At 68.7% G+C, this 18931-nt stretch carries 22 protein-coding genes; 14 read left to right on the forward strand and 8 right to left on the reverse strand.

What is annotated here, in order from left to right; all coding sequences use genetic code 11:
* Nucleotides 1-17: 17 nt before the first annotated feature.
* Nucleotides 18-1103: a 3-phosphoserine/phosphohydroxythreonine transaminase gene (serC, locus tag VFE83_RS11350; protein ID WP_324906157.1), complete on the reverse strand. Its 1086-nt coding sequence runs from the start codon at nt 1101-1103 to the stop codon at nt 18-20.
* Between the two features lie 166 nt (nt 1104-1269).
* Between serC and msrP the strand changes: the two genes are divergently transcribed.
* Entirely contained in the window at nt 1270-2238 is a 969-nt protein-coding gene (msrP, locus tag VFE83_RS11355) for a protein-methionine-sulfoxide reductase catalytic subunit MsrP (RefSeq protein ID WP_324906159.1), read from the forward strand.
* A 29-nt stretch (nt 2239-2267) separates the two neighbouring features.
* The gene (gene msrQ / locus VFE83_RS11360; protein ID WP_324906161.1) at nt 2268-2900 is read left to right on the forward strand and encodes a protein-methionine-sulfoxide reductase heme-binding subunit MsrQ; all 633 of its coding nucleotides are present in this window, start codon (nt 2268-2270) and stop codon (nt 2898-2900) included.
* On the opposite strand, the gene VFE83_RS11365 is transcribed toward msrQ, so the two are convergent.
* Entirely contained in the window at nt 2869-3669 is an 801-nt protein-coding gene (locus VFE83_RS11365) for an FHA domain-containing protein (protein WP_414674731.1), read from the reverse strand. The two genes, msrQ and VFE83_RS11365, sit on opposite strands and share 32 nt — an antisense overlap.
* A gap of 83 nt (nt 3670-3752) precedes the next feature.
* Here VFE83_RS11365 and VFE83_RS11370 point away from each other — a divergent pair, with 83 nt between their 5' ends.
* Complete coding sequence (locus VFE83_RS11370; RefSeq protein WP_324906163.1) at nt 3753-4028, forward strand: polyhydroxyalkanoic acid system family protein; 276 nt, start codon at nt 3753-3755, stop codon at nt 4026-4028.
* Nucleotides 4029-4052: 24 nt separating this feature from the next.
* Here VFE83_RS11370 and VFE83_RS11375 read toward each other — a convergent pair whose 3' ends face one another.
* Complete coding sequence (locus tag VFE83_RS11375; RefSeq protein ID WP_324906165.1) at nt 4053-4802, reverse strand: FFLEELY motif protein; 750 nt, start codon at nt 4800-4802, stop codon at nt 4053-4055.
* Between the two features lie 93 nt (nt 4803-4895).
* Here VFE83_RS11375 and VFE83_RS11380 point away from each other — a divergent pair, with 93 nt between their 5' ends.
* From VFE83_RS11380 to VFE83_RS11390, 3 genes are all read left to right on the forward strand, one after another.
* On the forward strand, nt 4896-6149 hold the full coding sequence (locus VFE83_RS11380) for a patatin-like phospholipase family protein (protein ID WP_324906167.1): 1254 nt from the start codon (nt 4896-4898) through the stop codon (nt 6147-6149).
* A gap of 68 nt (nt 6150-6217) precedes the next feature.
* Complete coding sequence (locus tag VFE83_RS11385; RefSeq protein WP_324906170.1) at nt 6218-6976, forward strand: DUF72 domain-containing protein; 759 nt, start codon at nt 6218-6220, stop codon at nt 6974-6976.
* Entirely contained in the window at nt 6973-7863 is an 891-nt protein-coding gene (locus tag VFE83_RS11390; protein WP_324906171.1) for an NAD(P)/FAD-dependent oxidoreductase, read from the forward strand. Before VFE83_RS11385 ends, VFE83_RS11390 begins: the two co-directional genes overlap by 4 nt.
* A 3-nt stretch (nt 7864-7866) precedes the next feature.
* Here VFE83_RS11390 and VFE83_RS11395 read toward each other — a convergent pair whose 3' ends face one another.
* Nucleotides 7867-8499 carry a response regulator transcription factor gene (locus tag VFE83_RS11395; RefSeq protein ID WP_324906173.1) on the reverse strand — a complete coding sequence of 211 codons (633 nt, stop codon included), beginning with the start codon at nt 8497-8499 and terminating at the stop codon, nt 7867-7869.
* A gap of 208 nt (nt 8500-8707) precedes the next feature.
* On the opposite strand from VFE83_RS11395, the gene VFE83_RS11400 reads away from it, so the two are divergent.
* The 3 genes from VFE83_RS11400 (at nt 8708) to VFE83_RS11410 (ending at nt 10888) form a co-directional block, all read left to right on the forward strand.
* Nucleotides 8708-9061, forward strand: coding sequence for a hypothetical protein (locus tag VFE83_RS11400; protein ID WP_324906175.1), 354 nt, complete (start codon nt 8708-8710; stop codon nt 9059-9061).
* 167 nt (nt 9062-9228) lie between these two features.
* Complete coding sequence (locus VFE83_RS11405; protein WP_324906177.1) at nt 9229-9708, forward strand: AraC family transcriptional regulator; 480 nt, start codon at nt 9229-9231, stop codon at nt 9706-9708.
* 355 nt (nt 9709-10063) lie between these two features.
* Nucleotides 10064-10888, forward strand: a complete 825-nt coding sequence (locus tag VFE83_RS11410; protein ID WP_324906416.1) for an alpha/beta hydrolase — start codon at nt 10064-10066, stop codon at nt 10886-10888.
* A gap of 57 nt (nt 10889-10945) precedes the next feature.
* Here the strand turns inward: VFE83_RS11410 and VFE83_RS11415 are convergent, their stop codons facing one another.
* Entirely contained in the window at nt 10946-11368 is a 423-nt protein-coding gene (locus VFE83_RS11415; RefSeq protein ID WP_324906179.1) for a YqaA family protein, read from the reverse strand.
* A gap of 93 nt (nt 11369-11461) precedes the next feature.
* On the opposite strand from VFE83_RS11415, the gene VFE83_RS11420 reads away from it, so the two are divergent.
* The 5 genes from VFE83_RS11420 (at nt 11462) to VFE83_RS11440 (ending at nt 17031) form a co-directional block, all read left to right on the forward strand.
* Nucleotides 11462-12700 carry an MFS transporter gene (locus VFE83_RS11420; RefSeq protein WP_324906181.1) on the forward strand — a complete coding sequence of 413 codons (1239 nt, stop codon included), beginning with the start codon at nt 11462-11464 and terminating at the stop codon, nt 12698-12700.
* Between the two features lie 111 nt (nt 12701-12811).
* A complete protein-coding gene (locus VFE83_RS11425) occupies nt 12812-14590 on the forward strand; it encodes a M14 family metallopeptidase (RefSeq protein ID WP_324906183.1) in 1779 nt (592 codons plus the stop codon).
* A gap of 56 nt (nt 14591-14646) precedes the next feature.
* The gene (locus VFE83_RS11430) at nt 14647-15711 is read left to right on the forward strand and encodes an MliC family protein (RefSeq protein WP_324906185.1); all 1065 of its coding nucleotides are present in this window, start codon (nt 14647-14649) and stop codon (nt 15709-15711) included.
* Nucleotides 15712-15739: 28 nt separating this feature from the next.
* On the forward strand, nt 15740-16129 hold the full coding sequence (locus VFE83_RS11435) for an STAS/SEC14 domain-containing protein (RefSeq protein ID WP_324906187.1): 390 nt from the start codon (nt 15740-15742) through the stop codon (nt 16127-16129).
* Between the two features lie 662 nt (nt 16130-16791).
* Entirely contained in the window at nt 16792-17031 is a 240-nt protein-coding gene (locus VFE83_RS11440) for a hypothetical protein (protein ID WP_324906189.1), read from the forward strand.
* A gap of 3 nt (nt 17032-17034) precedes the next feature.
* Here the strand turns inward: VFE83_RS11440 and thpR are convergent, their stop codons facing one another.
* From thpR to VFE83_RS11455, 3 genes are all read right to left on the reverse strand, one after another.
* Nucleotides 17035-17604 (reverse strand): RNA 2',3'-cyclic phosphodiesterase, encoded by a 570-nt coding sequence (thpR, locus tag VFE83_RS11445; RefSeq protein ID WP_324906191.1) that lies wholly within the window; start codon nt 17602-17604, stop codon nt 17035-17037.
* 31 nt (nt 17605-17635) lie between these two features.
* Nucleotides 17636-18187: an SRPBCC domain-containing protein gene (locus VFE83_RS11450; RefSeq protein ID WP_324906193.1), complete on the reverse strand. Its 552-nt coding sequence runs from the start codon at nt 18185-18187 to the stop codon at nt 17636-17638.
* 61 nt (nt 18188-18248) lie between these two features.
* Nucleotides 18249-18854, reverse strand: a complete 606-nt coding sequence (locus VFE83_RS11455) for an alpha-ketoglutarate-dependent dioxygenase AlkB (RefSeq protein ID WP_324906195.1) — start codon at nt 18852-18854, stop codon at nt 18249-18251.
* Nucleotides 18855-18931: the final 77 nt, after the last annotated feature.

Genomic DNA, 18931 nt, shown 5'->3' on the forward strand with positions numbered 1-18931 from the left:
TCGACTGCTCGCGATGCTCAGCCGTTGCGTTGCTGGAAGTCGCGCATGAACGCGACCAGCGCCTGCACGCCCGCTTCGGGCATCGCGTTGTAGATCGACGCGCGCATGCCGCCGAGCACACGATGGCCCTTCAGCGCGATCAGCCCCGCTTCCGCGGCCTGCTTGAGGAACGTCGCATCCAGCGCCGGCTCGTGCAGGAAGAACGGCACGTTCATGCGCGAGCGCGCGTCGGGCGCGACTTCGTTGCGATAGAAACCACCTGACCCGTCGATGACGTCGTAGAGCATCGCCGACTTGCGCGCGTTGCGCCGCGAGAATTCGGTCACGCCGCCTTCCGCCAGCATCCACTTGAACACCAGGCCGGCCAGGTACCAGTTCCAGGTCGGCGGCGTGTTGAGCATCGACTCGCCCTGCACGTGCGAGCGATAGGTGAAGATGTCCGCGCGCGGCTGGCCCGCGCGTTCCAGAAGATCGCGACGGACGATCACCACCGTCACGCCCACGGGCCCCAGGTTCTTCTGCGCGCCGGCGTAGATCAGGCCGAAGCGCGAGACGTCCAGCGGTTCGGCCGCGATGGACGAGCTGAAATCGGCGAACAGCGGCGCCGTGTCCACGTCGGGAATGCCGCGGAACTCCACGCCGTGGATCGTCTCGTTGGCCGTGTAGTGCACGTACGCGGCATCGGCCGACAGTTGCCAGGCACCGCGCGGCGGAATGTCGCGGAACCCGCCGGCCTCACCGTTGGCGACGATGCGGGCATCGACGTAGGGCTTCACCTGCTTGATCGCGGTCTTGCCCCAGTGGCCGGTGACCACGTAGTCCGCCGCCTGGCCCGGGTTGGCGAAGTTCAGTGCGATCAGCGCCTGCTGCACGGTCGCACCGCCCGCCAGGAAGAGCACGGCGTAATCGTCGGGGATCGACATCAGTGTGCGCAGGTCGGCCTCGGCCTCGCGCGCCACCTGGATGAACTCCGGCCCGCGATGGCTGATCTCGACGATCGAGGCGCCCGCGCCGTTCCATTCGAGCATCTCGGCCTGCGCCTGGCGGAGCACGGCCTCGGGCAGGGTCGCGGGACCGGCACTGAAGTTGTAGGCGCGGGACATCGAGGCTCCGGTCAGGAAGGCGAAGAACGGGTGAGCGGCCAAGTATGCCGCACCGCAGCAGCCTGCGGTTTCATGGTTTCCACCGCAACTTTTGCGCGAACGCGCGCTCTATAGTTCCGGGATGGCGCGATGGCGCCGTCACCGCCCATCGAACCGCGGAGCCGCCATGTCGTTGCGTGATGCCCTGAAGATTCCCGCTTCCCAGATCACGGACGAATCGGTCTACATGGATCGCCGGCGGCTGATGGCCGCGTTCGCCGCAGCGCCCGCACTGGGACTGTCGGGTTGCGTCGAGGCCGAACCGCCTGCCCCGCCCAAGACGACCTTGACGGCCGCGCAGGCGAAGTCCGGCTACCGCACGGACGAGACGCCGACGCGCTACGAGGACATCACCACCTACAACAACTTTTACGAGTTCGGCACCGGCAAGGCCGACCCTTCGCGCGCCAAGCGCACCCTGCGCACCAGCCCGTGGACCGTGGCGGTCGGCGGGCATTGCGCCAAACCCGGCAAGGTCGCGCTGGAGGATCTGCTCAAGGGCCTGACGGCCGAAGAGCGCGTGTATCGCCTGCGCTGCGTGGAAGGCTGGTCGATGGTGATTCCGTGGCTGGGCGTGCCGCTGGCCAGCGTACTCAAGCGCTTCGAGCCCACCTCGCAGGCGAAGTTCGTCGCCTTCACCACGTTGGCCGATCCGCGGCAGATGCCGGCCGTAGCCTGGCCGGCGCTGGACTGGCCCTACCGCGAGGGCCTGCGCATCGACGAAGCCATGCATCCGCTGACGCTGCTCGCCATCGGCATCTACGGCAAGCCGCTGCTGCAGCAGAACGGCGCGCCGCTGCGGCTGGTGGTGCCGTGGAAATACGGCTTCAAGTCGATCAAGTCGATCGTGGCGATCGACTTCGTCGAGAAGATGCCCGAGACCGCCTGGCACCAGGCCCAGCCCAGCGAGTACGGGTTCTTCTCCAACGTCAATCCGGACGTCGATCACCCGCGCTGGAGCCAGAAGAGCGAGCGCCGCATCGCCGGCACCGGCAGCAAGCTGTTCGCCGACCGCATCCCCACGCGCATGTTCAACGGCTACGCCGAGCAGGTCGCGGGCATGTACCGCGGCCTGGACCTGCGCAAGTGGTCCTGACGCCTCCGCCACGCGACTGAAGGCTGCGCATGCCCCCTGCTTCCCGCGGCCTGGTCGCCGCCAAGACCCTTGTCCATGCCCTCGCGCTCACGCCCGCGACGATTCTCGCGTGGCAGATCCGCGAGGAGTTCCTCACCGGCAGCGGCGGACTGGGCGCCGACCCGGTCGCCGAGATCGAACATCGCCTGGGCCTGTGGGCGCTGCGGTTCCTCATGATCACGCTGGCGATCACGCCGCTGCGGCAACTCACCTGGCAACCCGTGCTGATCCGCTTCCGCCGCCTGCTGGGCCTGTACGCCTTCGCCTACGCGACGCTGCACTTCACCGCCTATCTGGTGCTGGACCTGCGCGGCTACTGGACGCAGATCTTCGAGGAGATCGCCAAGCGTCCCTACATCACGGTCGGGTTTGCGGCCTGGCTGCTGCTGGTGCCGCTGGCGGTGACCTCCACGCAGGCGGCGATCCGCCGGCTGGGCCGCAACTGGGGCCGGCTGCACAAGCTCGTGTACGTGGTGGCCGTGCTGGCCGTGCTGCACTTCTGGTGGCTGGTGAAATCCGACATCCGCGAGCCCGCGCTGTATGCCGGCATCCTGGCTGTGCTGCTGGGCTGGCGCCTGTGGAAGCGCGGCTTCAGCGTGCGCCGTAGAGCAGCAGCAGGGTAAGCGCGGCGGCCAGCAGCAGCGCCGCCAGCAACAGCCACGGCATGCGCCGCACCGAACGCGGTAAGGCCGACGGCGCCCGTTCCTCTTCCACCACCGGCAGGCGCTTGGGCGCTGGCGGCGCGGGTTCGGCTGGGGCGACGCCGCGCAGCACGGGCGCCTCCACCACAAAGCGGTGCTGGCTGCCGAATACGACCTGATCGCCCGGCTGCAGCAGGGCATGGCGCACCGGACGTCCGTTCACCACGCTGCCTTCCACCGAGCCCACGTCGCGCAGCACCACGCCGTCGGCATGTGCTTCCAGGCGCGCGTGGCGTTCGGCGAAGGACGAATCGTTGATGCGGATGTCGCTTTCGCCGGCCCGTCCGACCAGGCGCGGCCGATCCAGGGTGAAGCTGCGGCCGTGGTGCGGCCCGCCCACGCCACGCAGCAGCATGCGCGTGTCGGTGCCACCGCTGAATCCGTAATCGGCCGGTGCGGGCAGCGGGTCGCTGCCGACGAGCACCAGTTCCGTGCCGCCGATGAACACCGCGTCGCCTGCGCGCAGCATCGCCACGCGACGCACCGGACGGCCGTTGACGTGCAGCCCCGGCGCGCCTTCGCGCACCTGCAGCCACACGCCGCGCCGGTCGACGCAGAACTGCGCCACGGCGGACTCGACCGGAACGCTCGCCAGCACGCCCTGCGCGTCGTAACCAATGGCATGCACGCCCGGGCTCAACGCCAGGTCGGCATGTTCGCGGTTGGGGAATTTCAGGCGCAGGGCATTCACGTCCGCGCAATCTAGCATGCGCCCGCGGCTTGGATGGAGGGGGTGGCACGCGCACAATACCGCCCACTTCGGGAGGTTCATCCATGTCGAACATCGATATCCGCCACGCGCATTCGCTGCCACCGCAACAGGCGCGCCAGGCGGTACAGGAAGTCGCGGACAAGCTCGCCGAGCGCTTCGGCGTGGCGTGCAACTGGACCGGCGACACGCTCAACTTCAACCGCAGCGGCGTGGACGGACATATCGCACTGGAGCCGGGCCAGTTGCACGTGACCGCCAAGCTCGGCTTCCTGCTCGGCACGATGAAGGGACCGATCGAGGCGGAGATCCGCCGCGTGCTCGACGAACGTTTCGCCTGAGCCTGCGTGGCCGGCTGACGACTTTCAGAACCGGGCCGTGCCGAACGGCTCGGGGTCGCCCGCGAACAGCCGCCGCGAGACCTCGCGCTCGTCCTGCTCGATCTCGGCGATGAAGCGCTTCGCGTCGCCCAGTTGGGCGAACGCGGCGAACCCGCGCTCCAGGAATCCCTGCAGTTCCGACAACCCGGCCGCACGCGCCGGCCCGCGCGAGAGCCGCAGCAGCGTGCCCACGCCGGGCAAGCGCAGCGCATCGGCCAGCCCCGTGCCGACCCGCGCCAGCAGGTCGATCTGGTACGCACGCAGTCGCGGCAGGCCGCACAGGCGGTAGGCGCGCGCATACAGCGCGGCGTCCAGGCGCCTGCGCGAGCCACCGATGTCGTGCAGCACCTGCGCCATGCGCAGATCGAAGGCGTGGGTCAGCAGGCCCAGCTCGATGGCGTCGGCGACCGTTTCCAGCAGCGCCGCCGGCAGCAGTCGCTGCATCATCGGCAGGACGCGGGCGATGTCGGCATCGCGCTGGCTGAAGTCGTGCTCGTTGTAGACGTCGGCCAGGAAGAACTGCGCGGCCGGACGCCGGCGCGGATCGCGCAGGAAGCGGTCGAAGCTGGCCTCCAGCCGGTGCGTCTGCCAGCGCCGCAGTTCTGGCAGCCACGGCAGGTGGTTGCGTCGCTCGCGCCCGGGATCGTGCAGTACCTGGTGCTCGCGAAGCAGCCAGCCCAGCCGTTCCCGCAGTGGGCGTCCGGTACGTCGGCGGCGGCGCGTGCGTGGGGCCATCCGGCCCGATGATCGGCAGCCGGGGCCACGGCCGCAACCGGCGCCTCACGGACATCCCCGCTACACTCGGCCGAACCTCGCGGACGTGCCTGCATGCTGTCACTCCACTCGGCCCGGCAACGGGCACGTACCACGCTGCGGCGACCGGCCCGCATCGGCTTGGCCGTGGCGGGCGGCGGTCCGATCGGCGGCATGTACGAGCTCGGCGCCTTGCGCGCGCTCGACGAGGCGCTCGAAGGCCTGGACCTGACGCGCCTGGACAGTTACGTCGGCGTGAGCAGCGGCGCGTTCCTCGCGGCCGGGCTGGCCAACCGCATCGACACCGCCGAGATGTGCCGCATCTTCATCACCGGCGACAGCAGCGACGTGCAGTTCCGGCCCGAAACCTTCCTGCGTCCGGCCATCTTCGAATACCTGCGCCGCGCCGCCAGCCTGCCGCGCCTGGCCACGCAGTGGTGGCAGGAACTGCTGTTCTCGCGCAACGAGGCGCGCTGGTCGGACCTGCTGATGCACTTCGGCGCGCTGGTGCCGACCGGGCTGTTCGACAACGCGCAGGTCGAGCGCTTCCTGCAGGACGTGTTCACGCGCCGCGGCCGCAGCAACGATTTCCGCGACCTGGGTACCGACCTGTACGTGATCGCGGTGGACCTGGACAGCGGCGCGACGGTGCGGTTCGGCGACAAGGGCTGGGACGACGTGCCCATCTCCACCGCCGTGCAGGCCAGTGCCGCCCTGCCCGGCCTGTATCCGCCGGTGGAAATCGGCGGCCGCCACTTCGTCGACGGGGCGCTGCGCCGGACCATGCACGCTTCGGTGCTGCTGGATCGCGGCGTGGACCTGCTGATCGGCATCAACCCGCTGGTGCCCTTCCGCCAGGACGACACCGGCCTGCCGGTCAGCCACGAGCGCAGCCTCGCCGCGGGCGGATTGCCGGCCGTGCTCTCGCAGACGTTCCGCACGCTGCTGCAGTCGCGCATGCAGGTCGGCCTGGCGCGGTACGCGCAGCAGTACCCGGACATCGACCAGTTGGTGTTCGAACCCAACCCCGAAGATGCGGAGCTGTTCTTCACCAACGCCTTCAGCTTCGCCACGCGTCGCCGGATCTGCGAGATCGCCTACCGCAACACGCTGGCCGACCTGCATCGCCGCCGGGACGTGCTGGCGCCGCTGCTGGCCGCGCACGGGCTGCGCCTGCGCGAGGAGATCATCGAAGACCCGGAGCGCTCCATCCTCGATGGGCTGGCACCGCCACCGCGCGACACCGAGGCCACCGCGCGCCTGCGTCGCGCACTCGACGACGTGGATCATCTGGTCGAAGGCCGCCGGCCGCGCCGCAGACGCGCCTGAGCCTGCGATGACGCGGCGTCCACGGCGCCGATGCTGCGATGCGGTGATCTCCCCGCGGGCGAGCCTGCATGCCCCACCTGTTCATCGGCTGCGCCGGCTGGTCGATCCCGTCGGCGTCGCGACACCTGTTCGGCGAGGGCGATTCGATGCTGGCCCGCTACGCGACGCGCTTCAACGCGGTGGAAATCAATTCCTCGTTCTACCGCCCGCACCAGCAGGCGACCTATCGCCGCTGGGCGCAGTCGGTGCCCTCGGGGTTCCGCTTCTCGGTGAAGCTGCCGCGCACCATCACCCATGACGCGCGGCTACGTGGCATCGGTCGCGAGCTGGACCGATTCATCGACGAGGTCGAGGGCCTCGGGCGCAAGCTCGCGCTGGTGCTGGTGCAACTGCCGCCCAGCCTGACATTCGAACCGCGCGTGGCCTCGACCTTCTTCACCATGCTGCGCAAGCGCCTCGATGCAGGCATCGCGTGCGAAGCACGCCACGCCTCGTGGTTCATGCCGAAAGCGCAGGCGCTGCTGGAGCGCCATGCGGTCGCGCGCGTCGCGGCCGATCCGGCGATGCCCGTGGAAGAAGCCCGTGTGCCCGGTGGCGACCCGCGCTGGCGCTACTGGCGATGGCATGGTTCGCCACGCATGTACTACAGCGCGTATGACGAAGCCTCGCTGCGCGCATTGGCGGATGACGTGCACCAGGGCGGCACGCGTTCGCGCCGGTGGATCGTGTTCGACAACACCGCGCACGGGCATGCGATCCCGAACGCGGCGCGATTGCAGGAACTGCTGGAAGCACCCGCGCGCAAGCGCGTACGGAGGAGCGCATGAGCCGCGTGTACGACTGCGTGATCGTCGGCGGCGGGCCCGGCGGCCTGACCGCGGCGACGTACCTGGCGCGCTATCGGCGACAGTGTCTGGTTTTCGACACGGGCCAGGCGCGCGCCGCCTGGATTCCCAAGAGCCACAACTGCCCCGGCTTTCCCGACGGGGTCGGCGGACCCGAACTGCTGGCGCGCATGCGCGAGCAGGCGCGCAGCTTCGGCGTGGAAGCCATCGATGCGGAAGTCACTGCATTGCGTGGCAACGACGACGGCTTCGAAATCCGCCACAGCGATGCGAGCGTGCGTGCGCGCAACGTAATCCTCGCCACCGGCTGCGAGGACGTGACGCCGCCGCTGGAGCGGCTGGAGGACGCCGTCGCCTGCGGCGCGGTGCGCCTGTGCCCGATCTGCGATGCGTACGAAGCCATCGACCGCAGCATCGCGGTGTACGGCCCGCCGGCGAAGAACGCCGCGCATGCGCGCTTCCTGCGCACCTATTCGCGCCGGGTGGCGCTGGTGCCCTCGGAGCCCTGCGACGACGCGGACCTGCGCGAAGAACTGGCAGGCGACGACATCGAGGTCACCGCCGAGGCGACCGCACTGCACTTCGACGGAAAGCACTGCATCTTCGAACTGGGCGAACGGGCGCGGTCGTTTGACGTGCTCTACCCCATGCTCGGGCTGATCTCGCGCTCGTCGCTGGCGGTGGGCGCCGGCGCACGCTGCGACGACGAAGGCGCACTGATCGTCGATCCGCACCAGATGACGTCGGTCGACGGGCTGTATGCGATCGGCGACGTGGTCAGCGCGCTCAACCAGATTTCCGTCGCCACCGGTCACGCGGCCATCGCCGCGACCGACGTGCACAACCGTCTCTCGCGCAACTACGCCTGACGACTAGACGTCCAGGATGCCGCGCTTGAGCGCGATGGTGACCGCATGCGTGCGGTCGTTGGCGTCCAGCTTGGCCAGGATGCTCTTCATGTGCGTCTTGACCGTCTCTTCCGAGATGCCCATGCGCGCAGCGATGACCTTGTTCGACCGGCCACCGGCTACCTGCCCCAGCACTTCCACCTCGCGCGTGCTCAGCGCGTCCTCGGCGACATGCGTGGCGATCTCGGTGGCGATTTCCGGCGGGATCCAGCGCCGCCCGGCGTGCACCTGGCGGACGGCCTCCAGCAGGTCCTTGCGCAGCATGCTCTTGAGCAGGTAGCCGCTGGCGCCAGCCTTGAGCGCACGCAACGCCTGCACGTCGCCCTTGTACGTGGTCAGCACGATGATCCGCGCCTGCGGAAATTCGCCGACGATGGTGCGGATCGCCTCGACACCGCCCATGCCCGGCATCTGCAGGTCCATCAGCGTGACGTCGGGCTGTACTCGGCGGAACTGCTCCACCGCCTGTTCGCCGTCCTCGGCCTCGGCGACCAGCTGCATGTCGCTCTGGCGTTCGACCACGGAAATGACTCCCTCGCGCAGCAGCGGGTGATCGTCTACCAGCAGGAGGCGGATCGGCGTCGAGGGGGTGGTCATGGAAGCTCCGGGCGCGCGCATGCATCGTGGCATCGCTGCGTACCGCCGCAGGATAGGCCAGTGCGGACGTTCGCGACAGTTCGACTTCAGTCGCTCTAATCCGCTCCGCCGACGCATCCCTCTAAAGAGGGAGCGCGCGTCCACCACGCTGCGGATGGGCGCCGGCAACACGCAGCGCTAGCGTGGCCGGGTGCAGCCGCTCTACTCCATGTTTCCCTATGCCTGGCCCGGAGTCGGACTGCTGCTGTTGCGCATGACCGTCGCCGCCGGCGTGGTGCTGCTGTGGCGCGAGTCGCCCGTGTTCGCCGTGCTGCACGCGGCACTGGCATGGCTGGTGGCATTGTTCCTGCTGGCCGGTGCCGTCACGCCATTGGCATGCCTGCTGTGCTGCCTGCTGTCCATCACCGTGCTTTCGCGCATCGGATGGAGCGCATCGTCCACGCCTGCATTGATGACCGGCCTGTGCGCAGCCGCGCTGGCGCTGCTCGGACCGGGTGCTTATTCGCTGGATGCGTACCTGTTCGGACGTCGCGTGGTGAAGCTGCCGGGACGGCACGGGTAGCGAACGACCTTCCACCGTCGGCATTCCCCCGATGGAGTGAGCCCATGCACGCCCGTTCCGGGGTTTCGCGTTTGACTGGCTGGAACGAGGCTTTCCATCGACGCGACGCATCCGCCGCGTCGATCCCCGAGCGCCGGATGCGCATCCCGACCTCACCGGAGCGCGCAATGGAAAATTTTGTTAGCGATCACAGGGTGGCCTGCGACGGCGGCCGTGCCGCGCACGACTTCGCCGCGAGTGTTGTCGCCGAACCCGTCGTCATCACGCGCGGCACGGCAGGTGCAGGCGCCGGACTGAGCGACAAGGCGCTCGAACGCACCATCGCCTACATCGAGGCGCACCTGTTCGAGGACCTGTCCCTGGGCGACCTGGCGCGCACGGCATGCGTCAGCCGCTTCCACTTCGCACGGATGTTCCGCGTGCGCACCGGGTTCAGCCCGATGAAATACGTGCAGCACGAACGCATCCGCATCGCCAAGCTGCTGCTGCGCAGCGGCGACCGCAACATCTCCAGCGTCGCGGCGGCGCTGGGCTTCTTCGACCAGAGCCACTTCAGCCGCGTGTTCCGCAAGATCACCGGCATGTCGCCGGGCCGCTACGCGCAATGCCACGCGCCGGCGCGGCGCACGCACGCCCCGGGCCGGTAACGGCGCACTCCTGCGGCGGGGCCGGCAGTCCCTCCCCCACGTCACGCGCGCACTGCCGGCCTCGCCACACCGCGCGCACTGCGCACGATCCTGCAATCGATGGCGCCCCGCGTTTGCCAATCTGCGCAAGCGCCGCCCGTTTCGGCAATTCATTCGGCAATACACCAGGAAACCGGTCATGACCACGTCATCCAACGAGTCCGCAATCGACGAAGCACGAAGAAGGCTGCTCATCGCCGGCTCCGTGCTGGCCGCGGGTGTCACCCTCGCCTTGCCCGCATGCACGTCGTCCGACGCGCCGACCGCAGCCGCACCGCCCGTCATCCCTCCCCCCACGCCCGGAGCCACACAGACCATGAGCACCTTCACCACCAAAGACGGCGTCGAGATCTACTACAAGGACTGGGGCAAGGGCCCGGCAGTCGTCTTCAGCCACGGCTGGCCGCTCAACGCGGACAGCTGGGAATCGCAGATGTACCACCTGGCCAACAACGGCTTCCGCTGCATCGCGCACGATCGCCGCGGTCACGGGCGTTCGAGCCAGCCGTGGGACGGCAACGACATGGACCACTACGCCGACGACCTGGCGCAGTTGCTCGAGCACCTGGACGTGAAGGACGCCACGCTGATCGGTTTCTCCACCGGTGGCGGTGAAGTGGCGCGCTACATCGGCCGCCACGGCACCAGGCGCGTGAAGAAGGCCGCGCTGGTCTCGGCGGTTCCGCCGCTCATGGTGAAGACCGACGCCAATCCGGGCGGCCTGCCGATCTCGGTGTTCGACGGCATCCGCGCGGGCCTCCTCGCCAACCGCTCGCAGCTGTTCCTGGACATCCCGACCGGTCCGTTCTTCGGCTACAACCGTCCCGGCGCGAAGCCCTCGCAGGGCGTGATCCAGGCGTGGTGGATGCAGGGCATGATGGGCGGCCACAAGAACACCTACGACAGCATCAAGGCGTTCTCCGAGACCGACTTCACCGAAGACCTGAAGAAGTTCGACGTGCCGACGCTGATCGTTCACGGCGACGACGACCAGATCGTACCGATCGACGCCGCAGGCCGCGCCTCGGCCAAGCTGATCAAGGACAGCAAGCTGGTCGTGTACGAAGGTGCACCGCACGGCATCACCGACACGCACAAGGACCGCCTCAACGAGGACCTGCTGGCGTTCGTGAAGGCCTGACGTCCCGCTCGCCCCGACACGGCGTCGCGCATCCGCGCGGCTCCGTCGTCATTTGCGCTACGCGTACTGCGATGCGATGGCCGCCAGCACCACATAGCGGCCGATCTTGGCCACCGCCACCAGCAACAGGAATACGCGCAGCGGCTCGCGCATGACGCCGGCCGCTACCGTGATGGGGTCGCCGATGATGGGCACCCAGCTCAGCAGCAGCGACCACTTGCCGTAACGCGCGTACCAGCGCTGCGCCCGCGCCATCGCCTCCGGGCCCACCGGAAACCAGCGCCGCCCGCCGAACGTGGCGATGCCGCGGCCGAGCGCCCAGTTCACCGCCGAACCCAGGATGTTGCCGGCGCTGGCCACGGCCACCAGCCGCCACGGTTCGTGCCCGGCCAGCTGCAGCGCCACCAGCAGGGCCTCGGATTGTGCCGGAAGCAGCGTCGCGGCCAGGAATGCCGCGGTGAACAGGCCCAGGTATGTCATCGTCGGATTCTACGGGCGAGCCCAGCGGCGCCCCGCGATGTCGAATCGCCGCCCGCTGAACGTCTACAGGTCAGTTCCCACGGATTTGCGCCCATGAGCCGATCGTCCGATGCCAGCCTGACTCTCGACCGCAACTGGGGCCTCGTGGCCGCCGGCGCATTGATGGGCTGCGTCGCCATCGGCGTGGTGTTCTCGCTGGCGGTATTGCTGGGACCGATGAGCGCCGCCACTGGCTGGTCGCGCGCCGGACTGTCCAGCGCGATGACGCTGGGCTTCCTCAGCATGGGCCTGGCCGGGTTCGGCTGGGGCATGCTCAGCGACCGCGTCGGACCGCGCGTGGTGGTGCTGGCCGGCTCGGTGCTGCTGGGCCTGGCCTGCGTGCTGGCGAGCCGCGCGGGCTCGTTGCTGCAGTTCCAGCTGACGTACGGCGTGCTGCTGGGCGTCGCGGTGTCGAGTTTCTTCGCTCCGGTCATCGCAGCGACGTCGGCGTCGTTCGAGCGCCGACGCAACCTGGCCGTGTCACTGGTGTCGGCCGGCGTGGGCGTGGCACCGATGACGATGTCGCCGCTGGTCGCGTGGCTGATCACCCACTACGACTGGCGCACGACGCTGCTGATCGTGGGCGTGCTGTCGTGGGCGTTGACGCTTCCGGCGGTGTGGTTCGTGCGCACGGTGCCGGCCGCGATCGCCGAGGCCGGCGATGCGCCTGCCTACTCGCGCATGACCGCCGGCCAGGCGTTGCGCTCGCGGCCCTTCATCGTCCTGGCGGCGGCCTTCTTCGCGTGCTGCGCCGCGCATTCCGGACCGATCTTCCATACCGTCAGCTACGCCGTGGGCTGCGGGCTCAGCGTCACCGCCGCGGTGACCATCTACAGCATGGAAGGCGCGGCCGGACTGGGCGGACGCCTGCTATTCGGCGTGCTGGCCGACCGCGTCGGCGCCAAGCCGGTCCTCGTGGCCGGGCTGCTGATCCAGGCCTTCGGCGCACTGGCCTACCTGCAGGTCAACCAGCTTGACGGCTTCTACGCGGTCGCCGTGGTGTTCGGCCTGGCCTACGGCGGCACGATGCCGCTGTATGCCTCGCTGGCGCGCGATGCCTTCAGCCCGCGCATCCTCGGCACGGTCATGGGCGCGGCGGGCCTGCTCTCGGCACTGGGCATGGCGCTGGGTCCGCTGATCGGCGGCTGGCTGTTCGACCGCTACGGCAGCTACACGTGGATGTACATCGGCTCGATGGCACTGGGCTTGGCGGCAGCGGGGATCGCACTGCTGTTCCCGAGCGCGCGCCGCGGCCGCGACGACATTCCGCTGCAGCCGGTGACGCAGACTTGATGCATCCAGGCGTCTGCTGACATCGGCTGGCAGCAGCGTGACCGACGACAGGCGGCGCACCGGCCACCCTCGGCTACCATGCGGCGACTTTTTTCCACGAGACGCCGCTCGATGATCCGTCCGCTGACGCTTGCCCCGCTCGTTGCCGCCCTGCTGCTGGCGCTGCCCGCCGCAGCCGCCACCTCCGACGCCACGCTGACCACCGTGTCCGAGCGCAGTGGCTTCATCAAGACCGGCCGCTACGACGAGGTCATCGCACTGTGCGATGCGTTCGCGAAGAAGTACCCGCAGGCGGTGCGCTGCCAGGACTTCGGCACCACGCCCGAAGGCCGCCCCATGAAGGTGCTGGTCGTGTCCAGGGCCGGCGCGTTCACGCCGCAGGAAGCACAGGCGAAAGGCTTGCCGGTCATGCTGATCCAGGGCGGTATCCATGCCGGTGAGATCGACGGCAAGGACGCGGGTTTCCTCGCATTGCGCCGGGCGCTCGACGGCGAGATCGCGCCGGGCGCGCTGGACCGCCAGGTGCTGCTGTTCGTGCCGGTGTTCAACGTCGACGGGCACGAGCGTTTCGCCGCATGGAACCGCCCGAACCAGCGCGGCCCCGAAGAGATGGGCTGGCGCACCACCGCGCAGAACTACAACCTCAACCGCGACTACGCCAAGGCCGACACGCCCGAGATGCAGGCCATGCTGCGCCTGGTCAACGCATGGGATCCGCTGGCCTACGTGGACCTGCACGTCACCGACGGCGCCAAGTTCGAGCATGACGTGTCGATCCAGGTGGAGCCGGTGCACAGCGGCGACGAGGCGCTGCGCCAGGCCGGCACCGCGCTGCGCGACGGCGTCATCCAGCGACTGGCGGCGGAAGGTTCGCTGCCGCTGCCGTTCTATCCCTCGTTCGTGAAGAACGACGAGCCCGAGTCCGGCTTCGAGGACGGCGTGGCGACGCCGCGCTTCTCGCATGGTTATTTCCAGCTGCGCAATCGCCTCGCGATGCTCGTGGAAACCCACTCCTGGCGGGATTACCCGCACCGGGTGAAGGTGACCTACAACACCATCGTCGCGCTGCTGGACCTGGTCGCCGCGAACGGCAAGCAGTGGCAGCAGCAGGCCCGCGCCGCCGACGCGCGCTCGGCCAGGCTCGCCGGTCAACCGGTCGCGCTGGACTACAGGACCACCGACCGGGTGCGCACCATAGACTTCCGTGGCTACGCCTACACGCGCACGCCATCGGAGGTGTCCGGTGCGCTGATGACCCGCTACGACGAGACCACGCCGCAGGTGTGGCACCTGCCGATGCGCGACGAGATCGTCCCGGCGCGCGTGGTCGATGCACCGAAGGCGGGCTATCTGGTTCCCGCCGCACACGCGCAGTGGGTCGCGGCGAAGCTGGACCAGCACGGCGTGCAGTACCGGCGCCTGGACCGCGCACTGCCCGGCGCAAAGGTGCAGGCGTTTCGCGCGAGCAAGGCGACGCTCGCCGCGCAGTCGGTCGAAGGCCACCAGCGCGCCACGCTGGAAGGCGACTGGAACGCCGAAACCCAGGACGTGCGGGCCGGCGCCCTGTTCGTGCCGATCGCCCAGCCGAAGGCGCGCCTGGCCATGGCGCTGCTGGAGCCGCAGGCACCGGATGCGCTGGTGGCATGGGGCGAGTTCAACAACTACTTCGAGCGCAAGGAGTACATGGAGGACTACGTCGCCGAAGAGGTCGCACGCGACATGCTCAAGGACCCCAAGGTGAAGGCTGAGTTCGAGCGGCGCCTGAAGGACGATGCCGCGTTCGCCGGCGACCCGCAGGCGCGACTGGAGTTCTTCGCGCGCCGGCATTCCTCGTGGGACACGCAGTACCGCCGCTATCCCGTGATGCGTACCGACACCGCGCCGCGCTGACGGCATCGCAACATTCTCTCCGGTAGGCTGGCGCGACGTCCGCAAGGAGTCGCGCCATGCCGATGTCCACCGATGCAATGCTGCGAACGTCGTGCCTGCTGGCCTTGCTTGCGCTGACCGCCTGCCAGCCGCGCGACACCGAAACCGCGCAGATCCCCGCCCCGGAAACGCCTGCGTCCGCGCCGCCGATGACCCAGGGCGCGCACGCCATCAACGGCACCGCCACATACCTGGAACGCATCCAGGTGCCGCCCGGCGCAAGCCTGCGCGTGCAGCTCATCGACAACCTGCTGGCCGACACGCCCAAGGCGGTGCTGTCGGAGGTCACGCTGAAGGACGTGGCCGGCCCGCCCTACGCCTTCAGCCTTCCCTACGACCCGGTGAAGCTGCGTCCCAACGGCATGTACGGCCTGCATGCCGCGCTGACCGGCCCGGACGGCAAGCTCTGGTTCGTCAGCGACACGCGCGTTCCGGTGGATCCCGCACGGAACCTGCCGGTGGAAATCCGCATGGTGCGTGTCTCCGCAGAGGGTGCTTCGGCCACGACGGGTACCGACAACGTCACCCACTGGCAATGCGGCGAAGCGCGGGTCGGTGCGACGTTCGAACAGGCCAGCGAGCGCGTGCAGCTGTCGGTGAACGGACGTCGCCTCACCCTGCCGCTGGCGCGCTCCGCCTCCGGCGCTCGTTACGCCGACGCCGACGGCAACGAGTTCTGGACCAAGGGCGACACCGGCACGCTGTCGCTGGCTGGCGAAGACAAGCAGGAATGCACGCTTGCTGGAGGCCCCTCACCCTGGGATGCCGCGCGCGATCGCGGCATCGCGTTCCGCGCCGTCGGCAACGAGCCGGGATGGCTGGTCGAAGTAGGCCAGGGCGAGGCGCCGTCACTGCGGGCGGAACTCGACTTCGGTGCACGCAAGCTCGAAGTCGCGCGCGCACAACCGCGCAGCAACGGAACCGGCTTCATCGGAAAGACCGACAGCGGCACGCAGGTCGAACTGGCGATCGAACGCAAGCCCTGCCAGGACGACATGAGCGGCGCGCGGTTCGAAGCGACCGCACAGCTGACCGCAGGCGGCAAGACCTATCGCGGCTGCGGCGCCTTCCTGACCGAATGACCCACGATTCCACAAGGAGAACACGGCCATGCTGGACATCCTGCCTTCACCGTCTCACGTCGGCGCCTACCGCATCAGCGGCACGCTCGACGGCGACGACTACGACCGCTGCATCGCCGACCTCGAAGGCCGCCTGCGCCTGCACGAACGCATCGGCGTGTTCTGCGACATGACCGGATTCACCGGCCTCACCCCGCAGGCCATGGCCAAGGACCTGCGTTACGCACTGAGCAAGTTCGGCGAATACCGCCGCTTCGCCCGCGGCGCGATCATCACCGACAAGCAATGGCTGGCCAATATCTCCGAGTTCGCCGGCCGCTTCTTCCCCAACACCGAAATCCGCGCATTCGAACCGGGAGAGCATGATCTTGCGCTGACGTGGGCGGCGGACGTGGAGCCGCTTGGGGCCAAGCCGTAGCGCGTCGATCTGATGGCTGCGACTGTTTCGTCATTCCCGCGCAAGCGGGAATCTGTCCGCAGGAGGTATCGAGCCTGCGGAAGGCGGAACCGGATCTGATGCATGGATTCCCGCCTTCGCGGGAATGACGAGTTTCCGAACTCGCTCACGTTGTTGTTGCTGTTGTTGTTGCTGTTGAACAGCCAAGCACACCACTAGACCCGTAGGGCGCCGCACAGGGATGTGCGGCGCTGAGCAAGGAGGCACGGAGTGAGGGCGATGCGGCTTGCGAGCCACTGGCTCGCGCATCGCCCGAACGCCCGCGCCGCAAGCGCAGGCCCGCGGCCGTAGGCCGCACCGACTTGCGAGGCCCCGACCCGTCTCCGGTCGTAGGATCGCGGGAATCCAGTCGGACTTTGGGTCAGCAAAGAAAAGTGACCCGGCCGGCTTTAGACGGACGGAAGCTTTGGCTTTCGTTGTTCAAGCGCGCCGGGAAAGCGTAAAACGTCCATGGATCCCCGCCTTCGCGGGGATGACGAGCAAGCGCTCAGGACCTGGCAGGCTTCGCGATGCAGGCTCGATGCGCGGAGCGGTAGACATGCGCAGCCCCCCTGAAAGTCGCGTCCTGTTCTGCACCCGCTTCCGCGTTGGAATGGATGAGCGGAGAAAAAGGGGGAACCGCCATGGCCACGCGCGATCGACGCACACCGCCCTGGGGCATCCGCATCCAGCGACGCATGGGGCTCACTCCAGCGCAGCGGGACATGCTGTCGGCTTGCGAGCGCTTCGGCTGGCGCCTGGCGTTCGTGCGGCAGCCGCTGGAACATCCGCTGGCGGTGCTGTTCGCCACCGCGCGCGACTACGTGGTCGTGCGCGAGGACGGCAGTCTGGATCGATGGCCGGACATCGCGTTGCGGCACTGAACCCTACTCGAGCGGCCAGCGGCCTTCGATGCGATAAGGCTGGCCGGGCCGGCTGTCGATCAGGACGAACTCGCGCACGTCCCAATGCAAGGCTTCCACCGGCGTGGGCGGCAGATGATGCCGCACGTCGCGCTGGATGGTCAGGTGCGGGACGAAGCCGCCGGTGGATCGCGGCCGGATGCCTTGCTTCAGCAGGGCGCGCCCCAGCTCATCCCAGAGTGACTTCAACGCGGATGGTGCCTCGTGGCTGCCGAGCCACCAGACGTTTGACCCGCGGAAGCTGCCCGCGCGATCCAGTTCCAGCGCGAACGATGGCGAACGTACGTTGGCCGCCGCCGTGCGGACGCGATCCAGCAATCCGTCCGGCAGCGGTTTGAAGTCGCCGAGGAACTGCAGCGTCACGTGATAACGGTCCGCCCGCAGGCGACGCCCGCCCGGCGCGTGCTCGCGTTCCAGCGTTGTCGCCGTGTCGTCGATGCGTGCGCGCAATGCGTCGTCCGGCCACAGGGCGAAGAACAGCCGATGCATGCTGTCGGCCTTCGGCGCGGCGAATCCCAATCCCATCTGTTCCATCGGCACAGTCTAGCCGCGTGCCGCGCTCGCACTACTTGCTTGCGGCTTTCCTGAGGTACGCGGCCAGGCCGCCGAGCTGCTGCGCCTGGACCTTGTCCACCACGGGCGCAAACTTGCCGATGTCATCCGGCGAATAGCCGCCGGCGCGATAGAACAGCGTGATGCGCGTGCCGCCTCCGTCCGCGGGAGCCAGACGGAACTCCAGCGCACCGCTCAGCCCCATGCCCTGCAGCGGCCCTAGGCCACCGATCATGCGCAGGGTCTTGCCGGGATCGACGAAGGTCACGGTCATGTGCTGCGCCTGCTGCGCGCCGGCAATCTCGCAGAAACAGCCGCCGGCTCGGGCTTCGATCGACAGCTTCGACGCCTGTCCCCACCAGCTGTGATCCTTCGGCCACCAGCGATCGACGTCCTGCACCAGCGCCTTCCACGCGGTGTCGGCGTCCACCGGCACCATCTCGGTGTTCTCGACGGTGAACCCGCCCGGCGCGGCATCCTTCACCGCCGCCAGCGTCATCGCCGGACTCGCTGCCAAACCCAGCAGCAGCGCCACTCCCGACAGCTTGCTTCGAACGTTATGCATGACGCAGCTCCCGTCGACCTGGGCGCATTTACCCATCGGCGTCGCGGAGCCGCAAGTGCGCTCAGGCCTTGGTCGGCGGACGTACGCGATAGGCCAGGCTGATGCGCGGACCGACCGGCTCGCGCGTCTTGGGAACGCCATGCTCGTGGGTCAGCTGCGAGGCGTAACTCATCACCAGCAGGCTGCCGGGTTCCAGATCGATGTGCAGGGGCGTGCGCGGCAGGTCCTTGGCCCGGATGGTCATGCGCCGGACCGAACCGAGCGACAGCAGCGCGACGGGGTGACCGGCCACCAGCATGTGCAGCTTGTCGCCATGCGGCGCGACGCTGTCGCGTCCATCACGGTAGAAGTTGAGGCCGACTGCGTTGAACGGCTCGTGCAGGTGTTCGCGCAGCCGCGCCCCGGCGTCCGCCAGCGGCGCCGGCAACCGCGCCTCGTCCAGGCGATAGGACGCGACCAGTCGGGGAACGTCGACGATGCGGTCGTACATGGGCCGCCGCTGCGCCTCCCACTTCACCTCGTCCTTCAGCTGGGCGAACCAGTCGTCCGCCAGCGCGCGCGGCAGGAACTCGGGCCAATAGCGCACCCCACCCTGCGCGTCGTCGAACAGCGTGCGGGGTCCCGCAGGCTGGGTGAACAGGTCGGTCTGGGCAGCGGCGCGCGGCATCGCGCGAGTGTGCGCGGCCAGCGTCTCACCAGATGAGTCCGGGCTATCGGGGTGCTGAACGATCACCGGCGTTGACG

This window comes from Lysobacter sp. (assembly GCF_035655815.1).
Taxonomy (GTDB): Bacteria; Pseudomonadota; Gammaproteobacteria; order Xanthomonadales; family Xanthomonadaceae; genus Lysobacter_J.